Annotated in this window: 16 protein-coding genes; 15 read left to right on the plus strand and 1 reads right to left on the minus strand. The window is 66.6% G+C overall.

Features of this window, described 5'->3' with window-relative positions:
• Window positions 1–16 precede the first annotated feature (16 nt).
• Entirely contained in the window at window positions 17–847 is an 831-nt protein-coding gene (ehuB, locus tag MUU56_RS06270; RefSeq protein ID WP_244766451.1) for an ectoine/hydroxyectoine ABC transporter substrate-binding protein EhuB, read from the minus strand.
• 223 nt (window positions 848–1,070) lie between these two features.
• Here ehuB and MUU56_RS06275 point away from each other — a divergent pair, with 223 nt between their 5' ends.
• The 15 genes from MUU56_RS06275 to MUU56_RS06345 all read left to right on the plus strand — a co-directional run bounded on the left by MUU56_RS06275 (window position 1,071) and on the right by MUU56_RS06345 (window position 17,002).
• Window positions 1,071–2,252, plus strand: a complete 1,182-nt coding sequence (locus tag MUU56_RS06275; RefSeq protein ID WP_244766452.1) for a M24 family metallopeptidase — start codon at window positions 1,071–1,073, stop codon at window positions 2,250–2,252.
• 32 nt (window positions 2,253–2,284) lie between these two features.
• A complete protein-coding gene (locus MUU56_RS06280; RefSeq protein WP_244766453.1) occupies window positions 2,285–3,433 on the plus strand; it encodes a M24 family metallopeptidase in 1,149 nt (382 codons plus the stop codon).
• Between the two features lie 7 nt (window positions 3,434–3,440).
• Window positions 3,441–4,697 (plus strand): sarcosine oxidase subunit beta family protein, encoded by a 1,257-nt coding sequence (locus MUU56_RS06285; RefSeq protein ID WP_244766454.1) that lies wholly within the window; start codon window positions 3,441–3,443, stop codon window positions 4,695–4,697.
• A gap of 10 nt (window positions 4,698–4,707) precedes the next feature.
• Window positions 4,708–4,974: a sarcosine oxidase subunit delta gene (locus MUU56_RS06290; protein WP_244766455.1), complete on the plus strand. Its 267-nt coding sequence runs from the start codon at window positions 4,708–4,710 to the stop codon at window positions 4,972–4,974.
• The gene (locus MUU56_RS06295; RefSeq protein ID WP_244766456.1) at window positions 4,971–7,895 is read left to right on the plus strand and encodes a sarcosine oxidase subunit alpha family protein; all 2,925 of its coding nucleotides are present in this window, start codon (window positions 4,971–4,973) and stop codon (window positions 7,893–7,895) included. The genes MUU56_RS06290 and MUU56_RS06295 overlap by 4 nt, the downstream gene beginning before the upstream one ends.
• The gene (locus MUU56_RS06300) at window positions 7,888–8,379 is read left to right on the plus strand and encodes an aminomethyltransferase family protein (protein ID WP_244766457.1); all 492 of its coding nucleotides are present in this window, start codon (window positions 7,888–7,890) and stop codon (window positions 8,377–8,379) included. Before MUU56_RS06295 ends, MUU56_RS06300 begins: the two co-directional genes overlap by 8 nt.
• Before the next feature lie 147 nt (window positions 8,380–8,526).
• Window positions 8,527–9,141, plus strand: a complete 615-nt coding sequence (locus MUU56_RS06305) for a cupin domain-containing protein (protein ID WP_244766651.1) — start codon at window positions 8,527–8,529, stop codon at window positions 9,139–9,141.
• Window positions 9,142–9,279: 138 nt separating this feature from the next.
• Window positions 9,280–10,221: an ABC transporter substrate-binding protein gene (locus tag MUU56_RS06310; protein WP_244766458.1), complete on the plus strand. Its 942-nt coding sequence runs from the start codon at window positions 9,280–9,282 to the stop codon at window positions 10,219–10,221.
• A 70-nt stretch (window positions 10,222–10,291) separates the two neighbouring features.
• A complete protein-coding gene (locus tag MUU56_RS06315) occupies window positions 10,292–11,092 on the plus strand; it encodes an ATP-binding cassette domain-containing protein (protein WP_244766459.1) in 801 nt (266 codons plus the stop codon).
• Window positions 11,089–12,099, plus strand: coding sequence for an ABC transporter permease (locus MUU56_RS06320; RefSeq protein WP_398430963.1), 1,011 nt, complete (start codon window positions 11,089–11,091; stop codon window positions 12,097–12,099). Before MUU56_RS06315 ends, MUU56_RS06320 begins: the two co-directional genes overlap by 4 nt.
• 1 nt (window position 12,100) lies before the next feature.
• Window positions 12,101–13,192: a phosphotriesterase family protein gene (locus MUU56_RS06325; protein ID WP_244766460.1), complete on the plus strand. Its 1,092-nt coding sequence runs from the start codon at window positions 12,101–12,103 to the stop codon at window positions 13,190–13,192.
• A gap of 28 nt (window positions 13,193–13,220) precedes the next feature.
• Window positions 13,221–13,985 (plus strand): glutamine amidotransferase, encoded by a 765-nt coding sequence (locus MUU56_RS06330; protein ID WP_244766461.1) that lies wholly within the window; start codon window positions 13,221–13,223, stop codon window positions 13,983–13,985.
• Window positions 13,986–14,010: 25 nt separating this feature from the next.
• Entirely contained in the window at window positions 14,011–14,922 is a 912-nt protein-coding gene (locus MUU56_RS06335; protein ID WP_244766462.1) for a PfkB family carbohydrate kinase, read from the plus strand.
• Window positions 14,923–14,927: 5 nt separating this feature from the next.
• Window positions 14,928–15,761, plus strand: a complete 834-nt coding sequence (locus MUU56_RS06340; RefSeq protein WP_244766463.1) for a BtpA/SgcQ family protein — start codon at window positions 14,928–14,930, stop codon at window positions 15,759–15,761.
• The gene (locus tag MUU56_RS06345; RefSeq protein WP_244766464.1) at window positions 15,758–17,002 is read left to right on the plus strand and encodes a Zn-dependent hydrolase; all 1,245 of its coding nucleotides are present in this window, start codon (window positions 15,758–15,760) and stop codon (window positions 17,000–17,002) included. Before MUU56_RS06340 ends, MUU56_RS06345 begins: the two co-directional genes overlap by 4 nt.

Here is a 17,002-nt window from a genome sequence, read left to right on the forward strand (position 1 = left end):
CGCCCGCGCGAAAAGCTTATTCGCCTTGGCAGAGTTCGGCGGTCGTCTTGTTCGGAAGGTAATCCTTGCCGAAACCGAGGGGCTCGACAAGGGCGAGATGCTCCGGCGAGCCGAGGAAGGCAGCCAGTTCCTTGTTGAAGGCCTCCTGCAGGTCCGTGTCTTCCTTGCGGAAGCCGAACCCGCCGTGACCCTTGACCGACTTGCCGGCGACTTCGCCGAAGGGCGTGGTCGATTCCACGCCTTCCGCCTTCTTCGCCATGTCCGCGATGGAAAGGGCGGTCAGCGCCGCGCCGTCGGCGCGGCCCGACTGGACGGCGGCAACGAGGCTCGACTGGTCCGGCAAGGTCACGATCTGCTCCTCGGCAACGCCGGCCTCCCTCGCATAGCCCGCCTCGACGGCGCCGGCCATCACGGCGAGCTTGAGATCCTTGTTGTCGGCGAAGCTGGAATAATCGGCGATCTTCTTGGCATTGCCGGCCGGCACCAGCATGGCCTGGCCGATGCCGTATGACGGCTCCGAGAAGCCGATCTCGGCGCAGCGCTTCGGGTTGATGAACATGCCGGCGGCGATGATGTCGAAACGTCCGGCCTTGAGGCCGGGGATCAGCGAGCCGAATTCGGTCAGCACGCCGTCGACCTCCGGAATGCCCATTTTCGCGAGCACCGCCTTGGCGACCTCGGGCGCTTCGCCCGTCAGCTTGCCGTCGGGCGTGGCGAAACCGAAGGGGGCTTCGTTGGCGAAGCCGATGCGGATGTAGCCGGCGGCCTTCGCCTTTTCGAGGGTGGTCTCGGCGAGGGAAGGGCCTGCGACCGAGAAGGCGGCAAATGCCAGCGCGGCGGTTTTCATGGCATTTCGGCGAGAGAAGAGAAATCGAGACATGGGTTCCCCTTGTGTTTTTGTCAGGAGTCTCAAAGAGCGGCGCCCGTGGCCGAGCACCTAAAGATGTATACGTCTTGTTGATAAAATTTGCAAGGTTTCGGATAAATAAAAAGTTTTCAGGCGATATATTGCACGGACTGAGAATTGATGTACACATCTTGTCATCGGTGGTTCAGTGTTGGAGGGCGGGATGTCGCGACAGCAGATCTTCACGGGCGAGGAATATTCGCGCCGGCTGCGGGAGGTGAAGCACCGTATGGCCGCCGCCGGGCTGGACCTCGTCGTCTGCCAGGATCCGGCCAACATGAACTGGCTGACCGGCTATGACGGCTGGTCGTTCTACGTGCCGCAATGCGTGCTCGTGCATTTGGACGAGGATCTGCCGATCTGGTTCGGCCGTGCCCAGGATCGCAAGAGCGCGCTCATGACGACCGGCTTGCCGGAGGCAAACGTCGTCGCCTTTTCCGAACATCTCGTTCAGAACCCGGACGGGCACCCCTATGACGAACTGGCCGATCTCATCCGCTCGCGCGGATGGGCGGGCGCCCGCATCGGGGTCGAGATGGACGCGCACTACTATACGGCGCGCTGCCACGCACACCTCGTCGCCGGCCTGCCGGACGCGGCTTTCTCCAACAATCGCGACCTCGTGAACTGGGCCAGGCTCGTGAAGTCCGAGCCGGAGCTCACGCTGATGCGCCAGGCGGGCCGGATCTGCACGCATGCCATGAGCCGCGCCGTCGAGCGCATGCGACCCGGCGTGCCGCAGAACGCGGTGATCGCGGAACTGTATCACGCCCAGATCATGGGGGTGGACGGCATGGGCGGCGATTACGCGGCCATCTGCCCGCTGATGCCGGTCGGGGAGGGGACGGCGACGCCCCACCTGACGTGGAACGACGACCCGCTGCCGGACAGCGGACTTGCGATCCTCGAGATTGCCGGTGTCCGCTCCCGCTACCATGTCGCGCTGACGCGGACCGTCCATTTCGGCAAGCCGCTGCAACGGTATCAGGACATTGCCAGGGTGATCGTGGATGCCGTCGATGCCGGGCTCGAAAAGGCGCGGTCCGGCAATGTGGCGGAGGAGGTGGAGGCGGCATGGCAGGCGGAGTTGCGCCGCAACGGCCTGAAGAAGGAAAGCCGCGTCGGATATCCCATCGGGCTTGCCTATCCGCCGGATTGGGGCGAGCGCACCGCCAGCCTGCGCCCCGGCGACAGGACCGAACTGGAGCCCGGCATGTGCTTCCACATGATGGCCGGCGTCTGGCTTGAGGACTTCGGCCTGGCGATATCCGAATCCTTCGTCGTGACCGACACGGGCGGCGAGAAGCTCTGCGCCGCGCCCCGGCAGCTCATCGTCGTCGACTGACAGAAACCCCCGAAATTCACGAGGCATGAACTATGGATGGCAATCCCTTCAGCGCAGAGGAGATCGCGCGGCGGCTCGATATCGTGCGGCATGAGATCGCCGTTTGCGGGCTCGACGCCGCCGTCTTCGCGTCGCCGGAAAACGTCTTCTATCTGACGGGCCTCGATCACTGGGGCTATTTCGCGCCGCATCTGCTGATCGTGCCCGTCGAAGGCCGGCCGGTGCTCGTCACACGGGCCATGGAGCGCGTGACGATCGAGAATCATGTCCGCTCCGCCGAGTTCCGTGGTCATTCCGACAGCGAAACCGCTGCCGATCTCGCCGCGCGCATCCTTGCCGAGCGAGGGCTTTCGTCACGGCGGCTCGGGCTGGAATTCTGGACCGCGGGCCTCAGCCACGGCCTTGCCCGGCGGCTGGAGGCGCTGGTGGAGGCCGAATGGACGGACGTCTCCAACCTCGTCGACCGGCTGCGGCTGGTGAAGAGCCTCGAAGAACAGGCGCTCATGCGCAAGGCGGCCGCGATCACCAACATCGCCGCGCAGGCCGCGATCGACGCCGTCCATGACGGTGCGGCGGAGCGTGACGTCGCGGCCGAATGCCTCGCGGCGATGACGCGCGCCGGCGGCCATGTCCCCGGCTTCGGCCCCTTCATCCGGCCGTTCTCGCGGCTGGGCGAGGAGCACACGACGTGGGGCTCGGCACGGTATCGCAAGGGCGAGCCGGTGTTCATCGAGCTGTCCGGCTGCGTTTCGCGCTATCACGCCCCGCTCGGCAGGCTGGTGCGCCTTGGCGGGATCAGCGATGCGGATGCGCGCATGGCGGAGATTGCCGCCGAGGCCTTCCGCGCGGTGGTCGATGCGCTGAGGCCCGGCGCGCGTGCCCGTGACGTCTATGCCGCCTGGCAGAACGTCGCCGACGAACGGGGGCTTTCGCACTATCGCCGGCATCATTGCGGCTATTGCGTCGGCATCGGCCAACCCCCGTCCTGGACCGGCGGGAATTCCGTCACCGGCCTTCGACACGATTCCGATCTCGCGATCCGCACCGGCATGAGCTTCCACATCCTCTCCTGGCTGATGGGCACCGGCCGGGGCGACGATTTCATTTCCAACACCGTGTTGCTGACGGACGACGGTCCGGAAGTCCTGACACGCACACCAATGGGGCCGATCCTTCGGTGAATTCGTGATGGGCAGCTTTTCCGCATTCTCCCTCCTCCGGCATGCCATCGGCGGAAACCGTCACTGGCAGCGTCATTGGCGCGCCGCTTCGCCGAAGCCCTCCTACGATGTCATTGTCGTCGGCGGCGGCGGCCACGGGCTGGCCACGGCGTTCTACCTTGCGGAGAACCACGGTATCCGCAATGTCGCGGTGATCGAGAAGGGCTATATCGGTGGCGGCAATGTGGGGCGCAACACCACGGTCATCCGGTCCAACTACCTGCTCGACGGCAACACCCAGTTCTACGAATTCTCGATGAAGCTCTGGGAAGGCCTGTCGGCCGCGCTGAACTTCAACGTCATGTTCTCCCAGCGCGGGCAGATCGTCACGGCGCATTCGGCGGACCAGATGGACGCCTTCAGCCATCGCGCCAACATCATGCGCCTCAACGGCATCGATGCCGAGATCCTCGGCCGGGACGAGGTGCGCCGGCTGGTGCCCTATCTCGATTTCTCCGATACGGCCCGCTTTCCCATTCACGGCGCCATCCTGCAGGGGCGCGCCGGCACGGCCCGGCATGATGCGGTCGCGTGGGGTTATGCGCGGGCAGCGAGCGGCCATGGCGTCGACATCATCGAGAATTGCGAGGTGATCGATTTCCTGCGCAAGGGCGACAGGATCGTTGGCGTGGAGACGACGCGTGGGCGCATAGGCGCGGAGCGGGTCGGGCTTGCGGTCGCCGGGCATACGTCCGTTCTCAGCCGGAAGGCCGGGCTGGAGCTGCCGATCGAAAGCCATGTCCTGCAAGCCTTCGTGACCGAGCCGGTGAAACCGCTGGTCGACCATGTCGTCGCCTATGGTGCGGACCATTTCTATGTCAGCCAGTCCGACAAGGGCGGCCTCGTCTTCGGCGGGAATCTCGACGGCTACAATTCCTATGCCCAGCGCGGCAATGCCGGCGTGCTGCAGGAGGTCTGCGAGGCCGCCGTCGCCCTGATGCCGAACATTTCCCGGCTGAGGCTCCTGCGCCATTGGGGCGGCATCATGGACATGACCCCGGATGCAAGCCCGATCATTTCGCTCACGCCCGTCCCGGGCCTCTATCTCAACGGGGGCTGGTGCTACGGCGGCTTCAAGGCGACGCCCGCATCGGGCTGGTGCTTCGCGCACATGCTGGCGACGGGCGAGGTTCACCCGCTGACGCGCGGCTACGGGCTCGACCGTTTCCGCACCGGTCACACTCTCGACGAGGCGGGGGCCGGTCCCTTTGCCTGGCTGCAATAGGAGGCGGAACATGCTGCGTATCCATTGCCCCTGCTGCGGCCCGCGCGATCATGACGAGTTCCGCTATGCCGGCGATGCGTCGGTCGTCCGTCCGGCGCATGACGATCCGGATTTCGAGGCCTGGTATCGCTACGTCTATGTGCGCGCCAACCCCAAGGGGCTGCATCGCGAATATTGGCAACACGTCCACGGCTGCCGGCAATGGCTGGTGGTGGAACGCGACACGGCCACGCACACCATTCATTCGGTCCATTTTGCAGGGCAGCAGGCATCATGACAGACAACCGCCTTCCCTCCGGCGGCCGCATAGACCGGTCGCTGCCGGTGGACTTCCGCTTCGACGGTCGCAGCTATGCCGGCTTCAAGGGCGATACGCTCGCCTCGGCGCTCCTGGCGAACGGCGTGACGCTCGTTGGCCGCAGCTTCAAGTATCACCGGCCGCGCGGCATTATCTCTGCCGGCATCGAGGAGCCCAATGCCCTGGTAACGCTCGGCGCCGGCGGCCGGCGCGAGCCCAATGTTCCGGCGACGATGGTCGAACTCTCGCCGGGCCTTACGGCCGAGAGCCAGAACCGCTGGCCGTCGCTCGGCTTCGACCTGCAGGGCATCAACGGGCTGTTCGCGCCGCTGCTCGCCTCCGGCTTCTACTACAAGACCTTCATGGGGCCGGGCCGCAGGGCATGGATGGTCTACGAGCATTTCATCCGCAAGGCCGCCGGTCTCGGCATGGCTGCGATGGAGGCGGATCCGGACCGCTATGAGACGCGGCACGACTTTGCCGATGTCGTCGTGGTCGGCGCCGGGCCGGCGGGGCTTGCAGCGGCGCGGGCTGCCGCGCAGGCGGGTGCGCGCGTTCTGCTGGTCGAGCAGGATTTCGAGCTGGGCGGCCAGATGCTGGCCGAGCCGCGGGGACAGGACTGGCTTGCCGGCATGCTGGCCGAGCTCGGCTCTATGCCCGGGTTGCGGTTGATGCGGCGCACGACCGCTTTCGGCCTCTATGACGGTAACACACTGGGGCTGCTCAGCCATGCCGATCCCGGCGCGAAGGCGGCGGCACGCCAGGTCTTCACCCTGCTTCGGGCCGGCGGCATCGTGTTCGCCACCGGCGCCGTCGAGCGGCCGATGGTCTTTTCGAACAACGACCGGCCGGGCGTCATGCTCGCATCGGCGATCCGCACCTATCTCAATCGCTTCGCGGTGCTGCCGGGGCGCAAGGTCGTGATCGGCGCAGCGGCGGACAGCGCCTACCGCACGGCCTTCGACCTTGCGGCGAACGGCGCAGAGGTCGTGCTGGCCGACAGCCGTGCCGAGATCGACCCGCAGCTTCTCGGACAGGCGGTCCGGAGCGGCGTCGAGGTGCATGCCGGGACGCTGATCGTAAAGGCCACAGGCGCGCGCGGCGTGCGCGCCGTCGAGCTGGAAGGCCGGTCCGGACCTTTCCGGCGTCAATGCGATCTCGTCGGCATGGCCGGCGGCTGGACGCCCGTCCTGCATCTCACCTCGCATCTCGGCGTCAAGCCGCAGTACCGGCAGGATATCGACGCTTTCATCCCGGGCGGTCTGCCAACCGGCCAGTTTGCGGCCGGAGCGGTGACCGGTGCGGCAACGGCTGCCGAGGCTGTGCGGCAGGGGCATCGGGCCGGCTCTGCCGCAGCCGCCGCCGCGGGATACGATCGGAAGGTGGACGCCGCCGTGCTGCCCGCCTTCGAGGAATCCGGCCTGCCTCATGCCGTGCAGGCGCTTCCCTTCGGCCGGAAGAAGGCGTTCGTCGATTTCCAGATGGACGTGAGCCTCGACGATATCGCGCTTGCGCAGCGCGAGGGCTATGAATCCGTCGAGCACCTCAAGCGTTATACGACGCTCGGCATGGGCACCGACCAGGGCAAGACGAGCAACGTCAACGCCGTCCGCGCCATGGCGGCGCTGCGGGGCACGCCGATGGAGGCGGCCGGCACCACGACGTTTCGCCCGCCCTATGCGCCCGTCGCCGTCGGCGCCATTGCAGGCCGGGCGAAGGGGCACCACTTCCGCCCCTTCCGGCGGACGCCGATGCACGACTGGCATGTCGCCAACGGCGCGGACATGCTGGAGGTCGGGCTTTGGATGCGGCCGTGGTACTTCCGGTCCTTCGGCGCGGATGTCGACGAAGCCTATGTCGCCGAGATGCGGCATGTCCGCTCGGCCGCCGGCCTCATGGACATTTCCACGCTGGGCAAGATCGCCGTCGAAGGACCGGATGCCGCGACCTTCCTCGACCGCGTCTATGCGAACGGCTTTGCCAGCCTGAAGGTCGGTCGCGCGCGCTACGGCGTCATGCTGCGCGACGACGGGATCGTGCTGGACGACGGCACGACGACACGGATCGCCGAGAACAGCTATTTCATGACCACGTCGACGGCCAAGGCGGCTGATGTGATGTCCTGGCTGGAGTTCCTGCTCGATGTCGCCTGGCCGGAGCTGCGCGTATCCGTGACGTCTGTAACCGACGAATGGGCGGGCATGTCGGTCGCGGGGCCGAAGAGCCGCGCCGTGCTGGCCGCGGCTTTCCCGGCAATCGACGTCTCGAACGAGGCGCTGCCGCATATGGGCCTCGTCGAGGGAACCTTCCGGGGCAGCCGGCTGCGGATCGTCCGCCTCAGCTATTCCGGCGAACGGGCCTACGAAATCTATGTCGGCGCCTCTCAGGGACTTGCCGCCTGGGAACACCTGCTGGCGATGGGCAAGGATTCCGATCTGCGGCCCTATGGCGTCGAGGCGCTGGGCGCGCTGCGTATCGAGAAGGGCCATGTCGCCGGGCCGGAGATCGATGGCCGCACCACGCTCGCCGATCTCGGCATGGCGCGCATGGTGGCGAAACGCTCCGGCTATATCGGCGCGGTCCTCGGGCAGCGGCCGGCATTCCTCGCGCCTGACCGCCAGCGGGTGGTGGGGCTCGAATGCGCGGAGAGCGGCAAGCGGCTGCGGGGCGGTGCGATCCTCTTCGCGCCCGACGAGGCATGGCAGGGACACGGCCGCGGCCGCGTCACGTCCACCACCTTCAGCCCCGATATCGGCAAGTCCATCGGGCTCGGGCTGCTGGCCGCCGACTTTGCCGGCGACGAGGTCGTGGCCGTCTATCCGATGAAGAACGAGGTGGTCCGCGCGCGGGTCGTTTCGCCGGTCTTCCTCGATCCCATGGGAGAACGCATGCATGGCTGATCCGACAGCAATCCAAGGGATCACGATCACGCGGTCCCGCTGCCCGCTGGTTCAATGGCAGGCGTGGGGCGATGACGACGATGGTTTTGCCCGTTTCGCCGCGGGACGCCTGGGGGCCTCCTTGCCGGCAGAGGTGGGACAGATCGTCAAATCGGATGGTGTGACGGCCGTGAAGATCGCGCCCCGCCGCTTCTGGCTGCTGGCGAGCGATCCTGACACAGTGCCGCGCGGCCTTCCGGGGACTCTCGGCGCCGAACTGGATCTTGGCGAAGGCCGGGAGCGCATCGACATACGGACACCCGCATTGCGCGACGTGCTGGCCCGATGCCTCGCCGTCGACTGGGACCGAACGCAGGACCGAGCGGTGTTTGCGCCGCTGCATCGCGTTCCGGTGATGTTTACCCGCGGATCGACGGAGCACGGGACACTCGTCGTGCCTCGTACTTTCGCACAGAGCATTGCCGATTGGCTGGAAGACTGCTGACGATTGGGCTTGATGACATCATGGCCGTGTCCGCGCCGCCTTCGTCGCGTAAGTGGTGTCGGATGGGCTTGCGGTGGTCTCTGGACAGCCGTCGTTTGAAGGATTTATGATTGCGGTCTCGATCAATGCGATACTCATATCATGAACATGCTCAAGCCGCCTTCGCCGTCTGACAGCAGCCGGGAGGACAGGATCCACTCGAATCCGGTGCGGCTCGGCGCACGCCTGAAGCTTGCCCGCCAGACACGCGGGTTGACCCTGAAGGCGCTGGCGCAGGCGGCGGAATGTTCCGAAAGCCTGCTTTCCAAGATCGAGAACGGCAAGGCCTCGCCCTCGCTGCCCATGCTGCATCGGCTGGTGCGGGCGCTCGATTCCAATATCGGCTGGATGTTCGAGGAGACCGACGGCGAGGAAGGCGTGGTGTTCCGCGCCGGAACCCGTCCGCTCATCACGCTCGATCCTCTCCGGCGAGGCGAGGGCATCTCGCTCGAACGCGTCATTCCCTATTCGGCAGGCCACCTTCTCCAGTGCAACATCCACCACATCGATGCCGGCGGCCAGAGCGCCGGGCCGATCCAGCATGTCGGCGAAGAGGTGGGCTATGTGCTGGTCGGGGAGATCGAGCTGATGATCGACGACAAGACCTTCCGGCTTTCGGCCGGCGACACTTTCGTGTTCAATTCCGAGCTTGCACACTGGTATCGCAATGTCGGGACCGAGCGCGCCTCCATCTTCTGGGTGAATACGCCGCCAACCTTCTGACATCTTTCTTGAAAAGCCTTCCCAGCGGATTCGGCGGACGCGCCATTCAAGTATCTTGACAAGAATTCAAGCTACTTGAATAATGCCTTCCGTAAATTCCGGTTGCCGCCAACGGCATCAAACAAGGGGAACATCAAAATGGGTCGGACCAAATATCTCCTCGGCTGCGCAGCAGCCGTTGCCATGACGCTGTCCATGGGCGCCGCAAACGCCTTTGCCGATACGTTCGCGCTCGTCACCATCAACCAACAGGCGCTCTTCTTCAACCAGATCAATGACGGCGCCAACGCGGCGGCCAAGGAGGCCGGCGCCGAGCTCGTCATCTTCAACGCCAACAACGTGCCCTCTGCCCAGAACGACGCGATCGAGACCTACATCACCCAGAAGGTCGACGGCATCATTCTGGTCGCCATCGATGTCAACGGCGTGAAGCCCGCCATCACCGCCGCCAAGAATGCCGGCATTCCCGTCATCGCCATCGACGCGCAGATCCCGGACGGCGACAACATCGCCTTCGTCGGCGTCGACAACACGGCGGCGGGCGGCGAGATCGGCAAGTTCTTCTCCGACTATGTGAAGAGCGACATGGGCGGCACCGCCAAGGTCGGCGTCGTCGGCGCGCTCAACTCCTTCATCCAGAACCAGCGCCTCGACGGCTTCAAGGCGGCGGTTGCCGAGGGCGGCCAGAACGTCGAATTCCTCAACACCGTCGACGGCCAGAACGTGCAGGACGTCGCGCTTGCCGCGGCGGAAAACCTGATGACCGCCAATCCGGACATGACGGCGCTCTACGCCACCGGCGAACCGGCACTGCTCGGCGCGGTCTCGGCCGTCGCCAGCCAGGGTCGCGGCGACAGCATCAAGGTCTTTGGCTGGGACCTGACGAAATCCGCCATAGACGGCATCGACCAGGGTTTTGTCACCGCCGTCATCCAGCAGGACCCGGCCGGTGAAGGCAAGGCCGCCGTCGAGGCGCTCGTCAAGGTGAAGAAGGGCGAGACGATCGAGCCGATCATCAACGTGCCGGTGACGATCGTCACCAAGGAGAACGTCGACCAGTATCGCGACATGTTCAAGTAAGCCGAACCGCCGCTGCCCGGTCCACGCAAGCGGGTCGGGCAGCCGGAACCTCCTCCAGGGGCCATCGAACATGACCGACACTGACGTCAGCCGCGTCCGGATGACCGGCATATCCAAGCGCTATGGCGCTCTGCAATCGCTCGACAACGCCTCGCTCAACCTCATGCCGGGCGAAGTGCTCGGGCTGGTGGGCGACAACGGCGCGGGAAAATCCACCATCAGCAAGGTGCTCTCGGGCGCCGTCATCCCCGACGCCGGCACGATCGAGATCGACGGCCGGCCGGTGTCCTTCACTTCGCCCGCCGAGGCGCGCGCCGCGCGCATCGAGATGGTCTACCAGGACCTCGCCCTCTGCGACACGATCGACGTCGCCGGCAACCTCTTCCTCGGCCGCGAGCCGAAGCGGCGCATCGCCGGCGTGCCGATGCTCGACAAGAAGACGATGCACGAGCGGGCGCGCGACATGCTCTCCAATCTCGGCATCGTCATTCCCGATACGCGCATGAAGGTGGAGAACCTTTCCGGCGGCCAGCGCCAGTCGATCGCGATCGGCCGCGCCGCGTCCTTCAATCCCTCCGTTCTGATCATGGACGAGCCGACGGCCGCCCTTGCGGTCGCCGAGGTAGAGGCCGTGCTCGAACTCATCCGCACTGTCTCGAAGCGCGGGGTCTCCGTCATCCTCATCACGCACCGGCTGCAGGACCTCTTCCTCGTCTGCGATCGCATCCAGGTGATGTACGAGGGCCGCAACGTCGCCGAGCGGCGCATCGAGGACACCAATATCGAGGACGTCGTCAATCTCATCGTCGGGCGGAAATTCACCGCCCGTTCCGCCGGCCACAACCATCAGGAACGAGGCGCACCCGCATGAGCTCCGAGCCCAACGCCTATTCCAGCCATCCGCCGCGCCTGCGGGATGCGACCATCCTCGACAAGGTCGTCGCCAATGGCGGCGTCATGTCGATCGCGCTGTTCTTCATCGTCTGCTGCCTGTTTTTCGCGGTGACGACGGATGCCTTCCTCACGGCGCCGAACCTCCTGAACATCATCCGCCAGTCCGCGCCGCTCTTGATCGTCGCGGCCGCCATGACCTTCGTCATCACGACGGGCGGCATCGACCTTTCCGTCGGCTCCGTCCTGGCGCTGACCGCGACGCTCTCCGCAGCCGCCCTGCAGGCCGGTGTTCCCTGGCCGCTCGCCATCCTGCTGATGCTCGCGCTCGGCGGCGTGGTGGGACTGGTCCAGGGCTATTTCATCGCCTATGAGCGCATTCCCGCCTTCATCGTCACGCTGGCCGGCCTTTCCGTCATCCGCGGCTTCGCGCTTCTGATAACCGGCGGCTATTCGATCCCGATCGAGCCGACGAGCCCGTTCGTCACGATCGGCCGGGCCTGGGTCCTCGGCATTCCGGCCCCGGCGCTCATCGCCATCGTCGTGCTGATCGTCGCCTACATCGCCTTCAACGAGACCCATTTCGGCCGCTACGTCACCGGCGTCGGCGCCAATGCGGAGGCCACGCGCCGGGCAGGCGTCAACACGCGGCGCATCATCCTGTGGGTCTACATCCTTTCGGGCACGGCCTCGGCGGCGGCCGGCGTCATCCTGTCCGCCCGCCTCGGTTCCGGCTCCTCGAATGCGGGGCAGGGGTTCGAGCTCGACGTCATCGCGGCCGTGGTGCTCGGCGGCACCAGTCTCTTCGGCGGGCGCGGCTCGCTCGTCGGCACGATCCTCGGGGCGCTGACGGTCGCGGTGCTGGCGAACGGCCTCATCCTGTCGCATCTCTCGCCCTTCTTCACGCCCATCGTCACCGGGTTCATCATCCTGGTCGCGATCTGGCTCAACTTCCGCCTCTTCAAGGACGGGGCGAGGGGGCGCTGACATGCTCGACCACCTCTTTGCCGAGGAGCCGCGGAAACGCCATCCGATCGGCGTGACGTCCGGCACCGCGATGACCGTGACGGGACCGGTCCCGGTCGAAGACCTCGGCGTGACGCTGATGCACGAGCACATCTTCCTCGATGGTGCGCGCAGCTGGATCTGCCCCTGCCATCCCGACGAGAAGGCGATCGCCGAGCAGAAGGTCAATATCGAGATCGTCGGCGAGCTGCGGATGAACCCCTACATGAACCGGGACAACGTCTCGCTCGACGATGGGGACTTGGCGCTCAGCGAGTTGAAGCGCTTCCAGGCGCTGGGCGGCTGCACCGTGGTGGAGACGACGAATTTCGGCATCGGCCGCGATGCGGCCGGCCTTGCCCGCATCGCCCGCATGTCGGGGCTCCGGATCATCATGGGCACGGGCTTCTATCTTGAACATACCCATCCCGACTGGCTGAAGGCGATGGATGTGGAAGAGGTGACGCAGTTCATCGTCGAGGATGTCGGCGGCGGCGAGAGCCAGCCGGAGATCATGGCGGGTATCATCGGCGAGGTCGGCGTCAGCCGCAACTTCACCACTGAAGAGGAAAAGTCGCTGCGCGCTTCGGCGCGGGCGGCGCGCATCACCGGCCTGCCGCTCTCCATCCATCTGCCGGGCTGGGAACGCCTCGCCCACCGCGTGCTCGACGTGGTGGAGGAGGAGGGCGCCGATCCGGCGCACACTGTGCTCTGCCACATGAACCCGAGCCACAGCGATCCCGACTACCAGATGGCGCTCGCAAGGCGCGGCGCCTTCCTGGAGTACGACATGATCGGCATGGACTATTACTATGCCGACCAGGACGCCCAGTCGCCGTCCGACGAGGAGAACGCCCGCGCCATCGCGGCCCTTGTCGACAAGGGTTTCGTCGATCGGCTGCTGCTGTCGCAGGACGTGTTCCTCAAGATCATGCTCACCCGCTATGGCGGCTTCGGCTACGGCTACATCCTCAAGCATTTCCTGCCGCGCCTGAAGCGGCACGGCGTCGAGCAGGCGGCCATCGACCGCATGCTGATCGACAATCCGAAATCCGTCTTCTCCGCCGCGCACTGAGCGCCGGCCAACCGTTCAAGGAGTTACCATGACCAAGAAGAAAGTGCTGCTGGCCGGCGAATCCTGGGTTTCGACCGCGACCCACATCAAGGGTTTCGACCAGTTCCCGACCGTCACCTACCACACCGGCGCTGACGAACTCCTGAAGGCGCTGAAGGACAGCCCCTTCGACGTCACCTTCATGCCGGCGCACGAGGCGCAGAAGGAGTTTCCGAACACGCTGGAAGGCCTCCAGGCCTATGACGCCATCGTGCTCTCGGATATCGGCGCCAACACGCTGCTGCTGCATCCCGACACCTGGATCCACTCCCGCCGCACGCCGAACCGCCTGAAGCTGCTGCGCGACTATGTCGCCAAGGGCGGCGCGCTCCTGATGTTCGGCGGCTACTACTCCTTCCAGGGCATCAACGGCGGCGCGCGTTTCCGCAACACGGCCGTGGAAGAGGTCCTGCCCGTCGCCTGCCTCTCGGTCGACGACCGCGTGGAAGTGCCGGAAGGCTTTACGCCTGTCGTCTCGGGCGACGCGTCGCACCCGATCCTGTCGGGTATTTCCGGCGAATTCCCCTACCTGCTCGGCTTCAACGAGGTGACGCTGAAGGACGGCGCCAACCAGCTGATGACGGTCTCCTCCGAATATGGCTCGCTGCCGCTGCTCGTCACCGGCACCTATGGCGAAGGCCGCACGGTGGTCTGGACGTCGGATGTCGGCCCGCACTGGCTGCCGCCGGAATTCATCGCCTGGCCCGGCTACAAGACGCTGTTCGAGCAGATGCTCGCCTGGGCGACGGACTGAGCCGGAGGTTCCAGGAAACAGCCCCATGACCATCCATGTCGTCGGCAATGTCTGCGTCGATACGAGCTTTCGCCTGGAGCGGCTGCCGCTGCCCGGTGAAACGCTGAATGCGGCCGCTGCCGGCGACGGTCCGGGCGGAAAGGGCGCCAACCAGGCGGTGGCCGCGGCCCGTACGAGGGCGGCCGTGGCGCTCTGGGCGCCGGTCGGCCGGGATGCGGCGAGCGACTGGGTTGAGGGGGCGATCGCCGCCGAGATCCCGGATCTCCGCCTCGTGCATCTCGACCTGCCCTGCGACCGTTCGGTGATCATGATCGACCGCTCCGGCGAGAATGTCATCATCACCGCCGCGGCCTGCGCGGAGGCCTTCGACCCGCTCGCCATGACCGCCCTCGGCGACACGTGGGCCGCCGGCGACATGCTGCTGATGCAGGGGAACCTCCCGACGGCCGCGACGATGGCCTGCCTGACGGCGGCGCGCGCGGCGGGCCTCGTCACGGTGCTCAATCCGAGCCCGCTCTCCGCCGATCCGCTCGACCTTGCGGCCGTGTCGCTCATCGTCGTCAACCGGCCGGAGGCGGAGGCCCTGACCGGCGAGGCCGATGCCGAGCGCGCAGCGCGCCGCCTGCTGGCGATGGGTGCAGATAGCGCCATCGTCACGCTCGGCAGCGCGGGTGCCCTGCTTCTTGAGGCAGGGGCTTCGTCCGTCCTTCGTCTCCCACCCTCGGATGTGGAGGCCGTCGATGCCAGCGGTGCGGGCGATTGTTTTGCCGGCACGCTTGCCGGCCTGCTGGCGCAGGGGGCACCGCTCCGGGATGCCGCGCGGCTGGCAACCCGGGCGGCTGCCATCGCCGTCGGCCGTCCCGGCACGCTCGCCTCCTTCCCCACGCCGGCGGAAATCGCCGCCCTCACCAAGACACTGAAACTGGAAAACGTGTGATCGCCATGAGCAACCCCATCGGACGGCAGGACAAGGATACGCTGAAGACGCTTTTCGGGCGTGACAAGCCGGTGATCGGCGTGGTGCACCTGCTCCCGCTGCCGGGCGCGCCGCGTTATGACGACGAGGGCGTGGAGGCGATCTACGAGCGCGGCCTTTCGGATGCGCGCGCCTATCTTTCCGGCGGCTGCGATGCGCTGATCGTCGAGAACCACGGCGACGTGCCGTTCTCGAAGCCGGACCAGATCGGCCACGAGACCTCCGCCCACATGGCCGTCATCGCCGACCGCATCCGCCGCGAGCTCGGCCGCCCGATCGGCATCAACGTGCTCGCCAATGCGGCGATCCCGGCGCTGGCCATCGCCTCGGCCTCCTCGGCCTCGTTCATCCGCGTCAACCAGTGGGCCAATGCCTATGTCGCCAACGAGGGCTTCGTAGAGGGCGAATCCGCCCGCGCCATGCGCTACCGGGCGCAGCTGCGTGCCAGGGGCATCCGCATCTTCGCCGACGCCCATGTCAAGCACGGCGCGCATGCCATCGTCGCCGACCGGCCGGTCGAGGAGCAGGTCAAGGACCTCGTCTTCTTCGACGCCGACGTCGTCATCGCTACCGGCCAGCGCACCGGCCATACGGCCGATCTCGGCTATATCCGCATGATCAAGCAGGCCGCCTCGCTGCCGACGCTGGTCGGCAGCGGCGTCACCCATGACAATGCCAACGACATCCTTGCCGTCGCCGACGGCGTGATCATCGCCAGTGCCCTCAAATATGACGGCGTCTGGTGGAACGCGGTCGATCCGGACCGGGTGAAGCGCTTCATCGCAGGCCTCGGCCGATGAGCAGAATGCCGGAGGTCAATCCCGCGCGCCTCCTTACATCCCTCGCCGATTTCGCGGCCATCGGCGCGACGCCCGCCGGCGGCGTCAACCGGCAGGCCCTGAGTGTCGAAGACCGTGCCGCCCGCCGCTTGCTGGCCGAGCGCGCGCTCGCCCGCGGCTTCACCGTCTTCCAGGACGAGGCGGCCAATCTTTTCCTCCGCCGCGACGGCCGGGATGCGACGCTGCCGCCGCTCCTCATCGGCAGCCATCTCGACAGCCAGCCGACCGGAGGCCGCTTCGACGGCGCGCTCGGCACGCTCAGCGCCTTCGAGGTGCTGGAAGCGCTCGCCGATGCGGGCGTCGAGACCGGCCGCGCCATCGAGGTCGTCGCCTTCACCAACGAGGAGGGAAGCCGCTTCTCGCCGGGCTGCATGGGCTCCATGGCCTTTGCCGGCGCGGGCAACCTGTCGGATTGGCGTCGGGCACGGGCGACGGACGGCGCGTTGCTTGCCGACGAACTGGCGGCGACGCTGCAAGCGCTGCCGGAAGCCCGCATGCGGCCCATCGGGCACGCCGTCTCCGCCTTCGTCGAGCTGCATATCGAGCAAGGTCCCGTCCTCGAACGCGAGGACGTGCCGATCGGCGTGGTCACCGCCGTTCAGGGCACGAAATGGCTGGAGATCGCCTTTTCCGGCGAGGCGGCCCATGCCGGCACCACGCCGCTGGAGTTCCGCAAGGACCCGATGGGCGCGGCGGCCGCCGCCATCGCGTGCATCCAGGGCGATATCATGCCGGCCGATCCCGCAGCGCGGCTGACGGTCGGCCGCATCGCCGCCGAGCCGGGCTCCATCAACGTCATCCCGAGCCGCGTCTCCTTCACCGTCGACATCCGCCATCCGGACGCGGTCGCGCTCGCCGCCATGGAACGGCGTGTGCACGAGGAATGCGAGGCCGCGGGCGCGCGATGGGACTGCGGAACGGTCATAGAACTGCGCGTCGACATGGCCCCCGGCCGCTTCGACCCTCAGGTGACGGCGGCGATCGAGGAAACGTGCCGGGCGCTCGCCATCCGCTGCCGGCCGATGGTGTCGGGTGCCTTTCACGATGCGCTCTTCGTGGGCCGGGTCGCCCCGGCGGCGATGATCTTCGTGCCCTGCCGCAACGGCATCAGCCACAACGAGGCGGAGTTCGTTTCCGACGCGCATATCATCGCCGGCGCGCAAACCCTGCTGGGCGTCGCGCTTCGTCTTTCGGCCGCCTGA

This window comes from Shinella yambaruensis (genome assembly GCF_022899355.1).
In the GTDB taxonomy this organism is placed as follows: Bacteria; Pseudomonadota; Alphaproteobacteria; order Rhizobiales; family Rhizobiaceae; genus Shinella; species Shinella yambaruensis.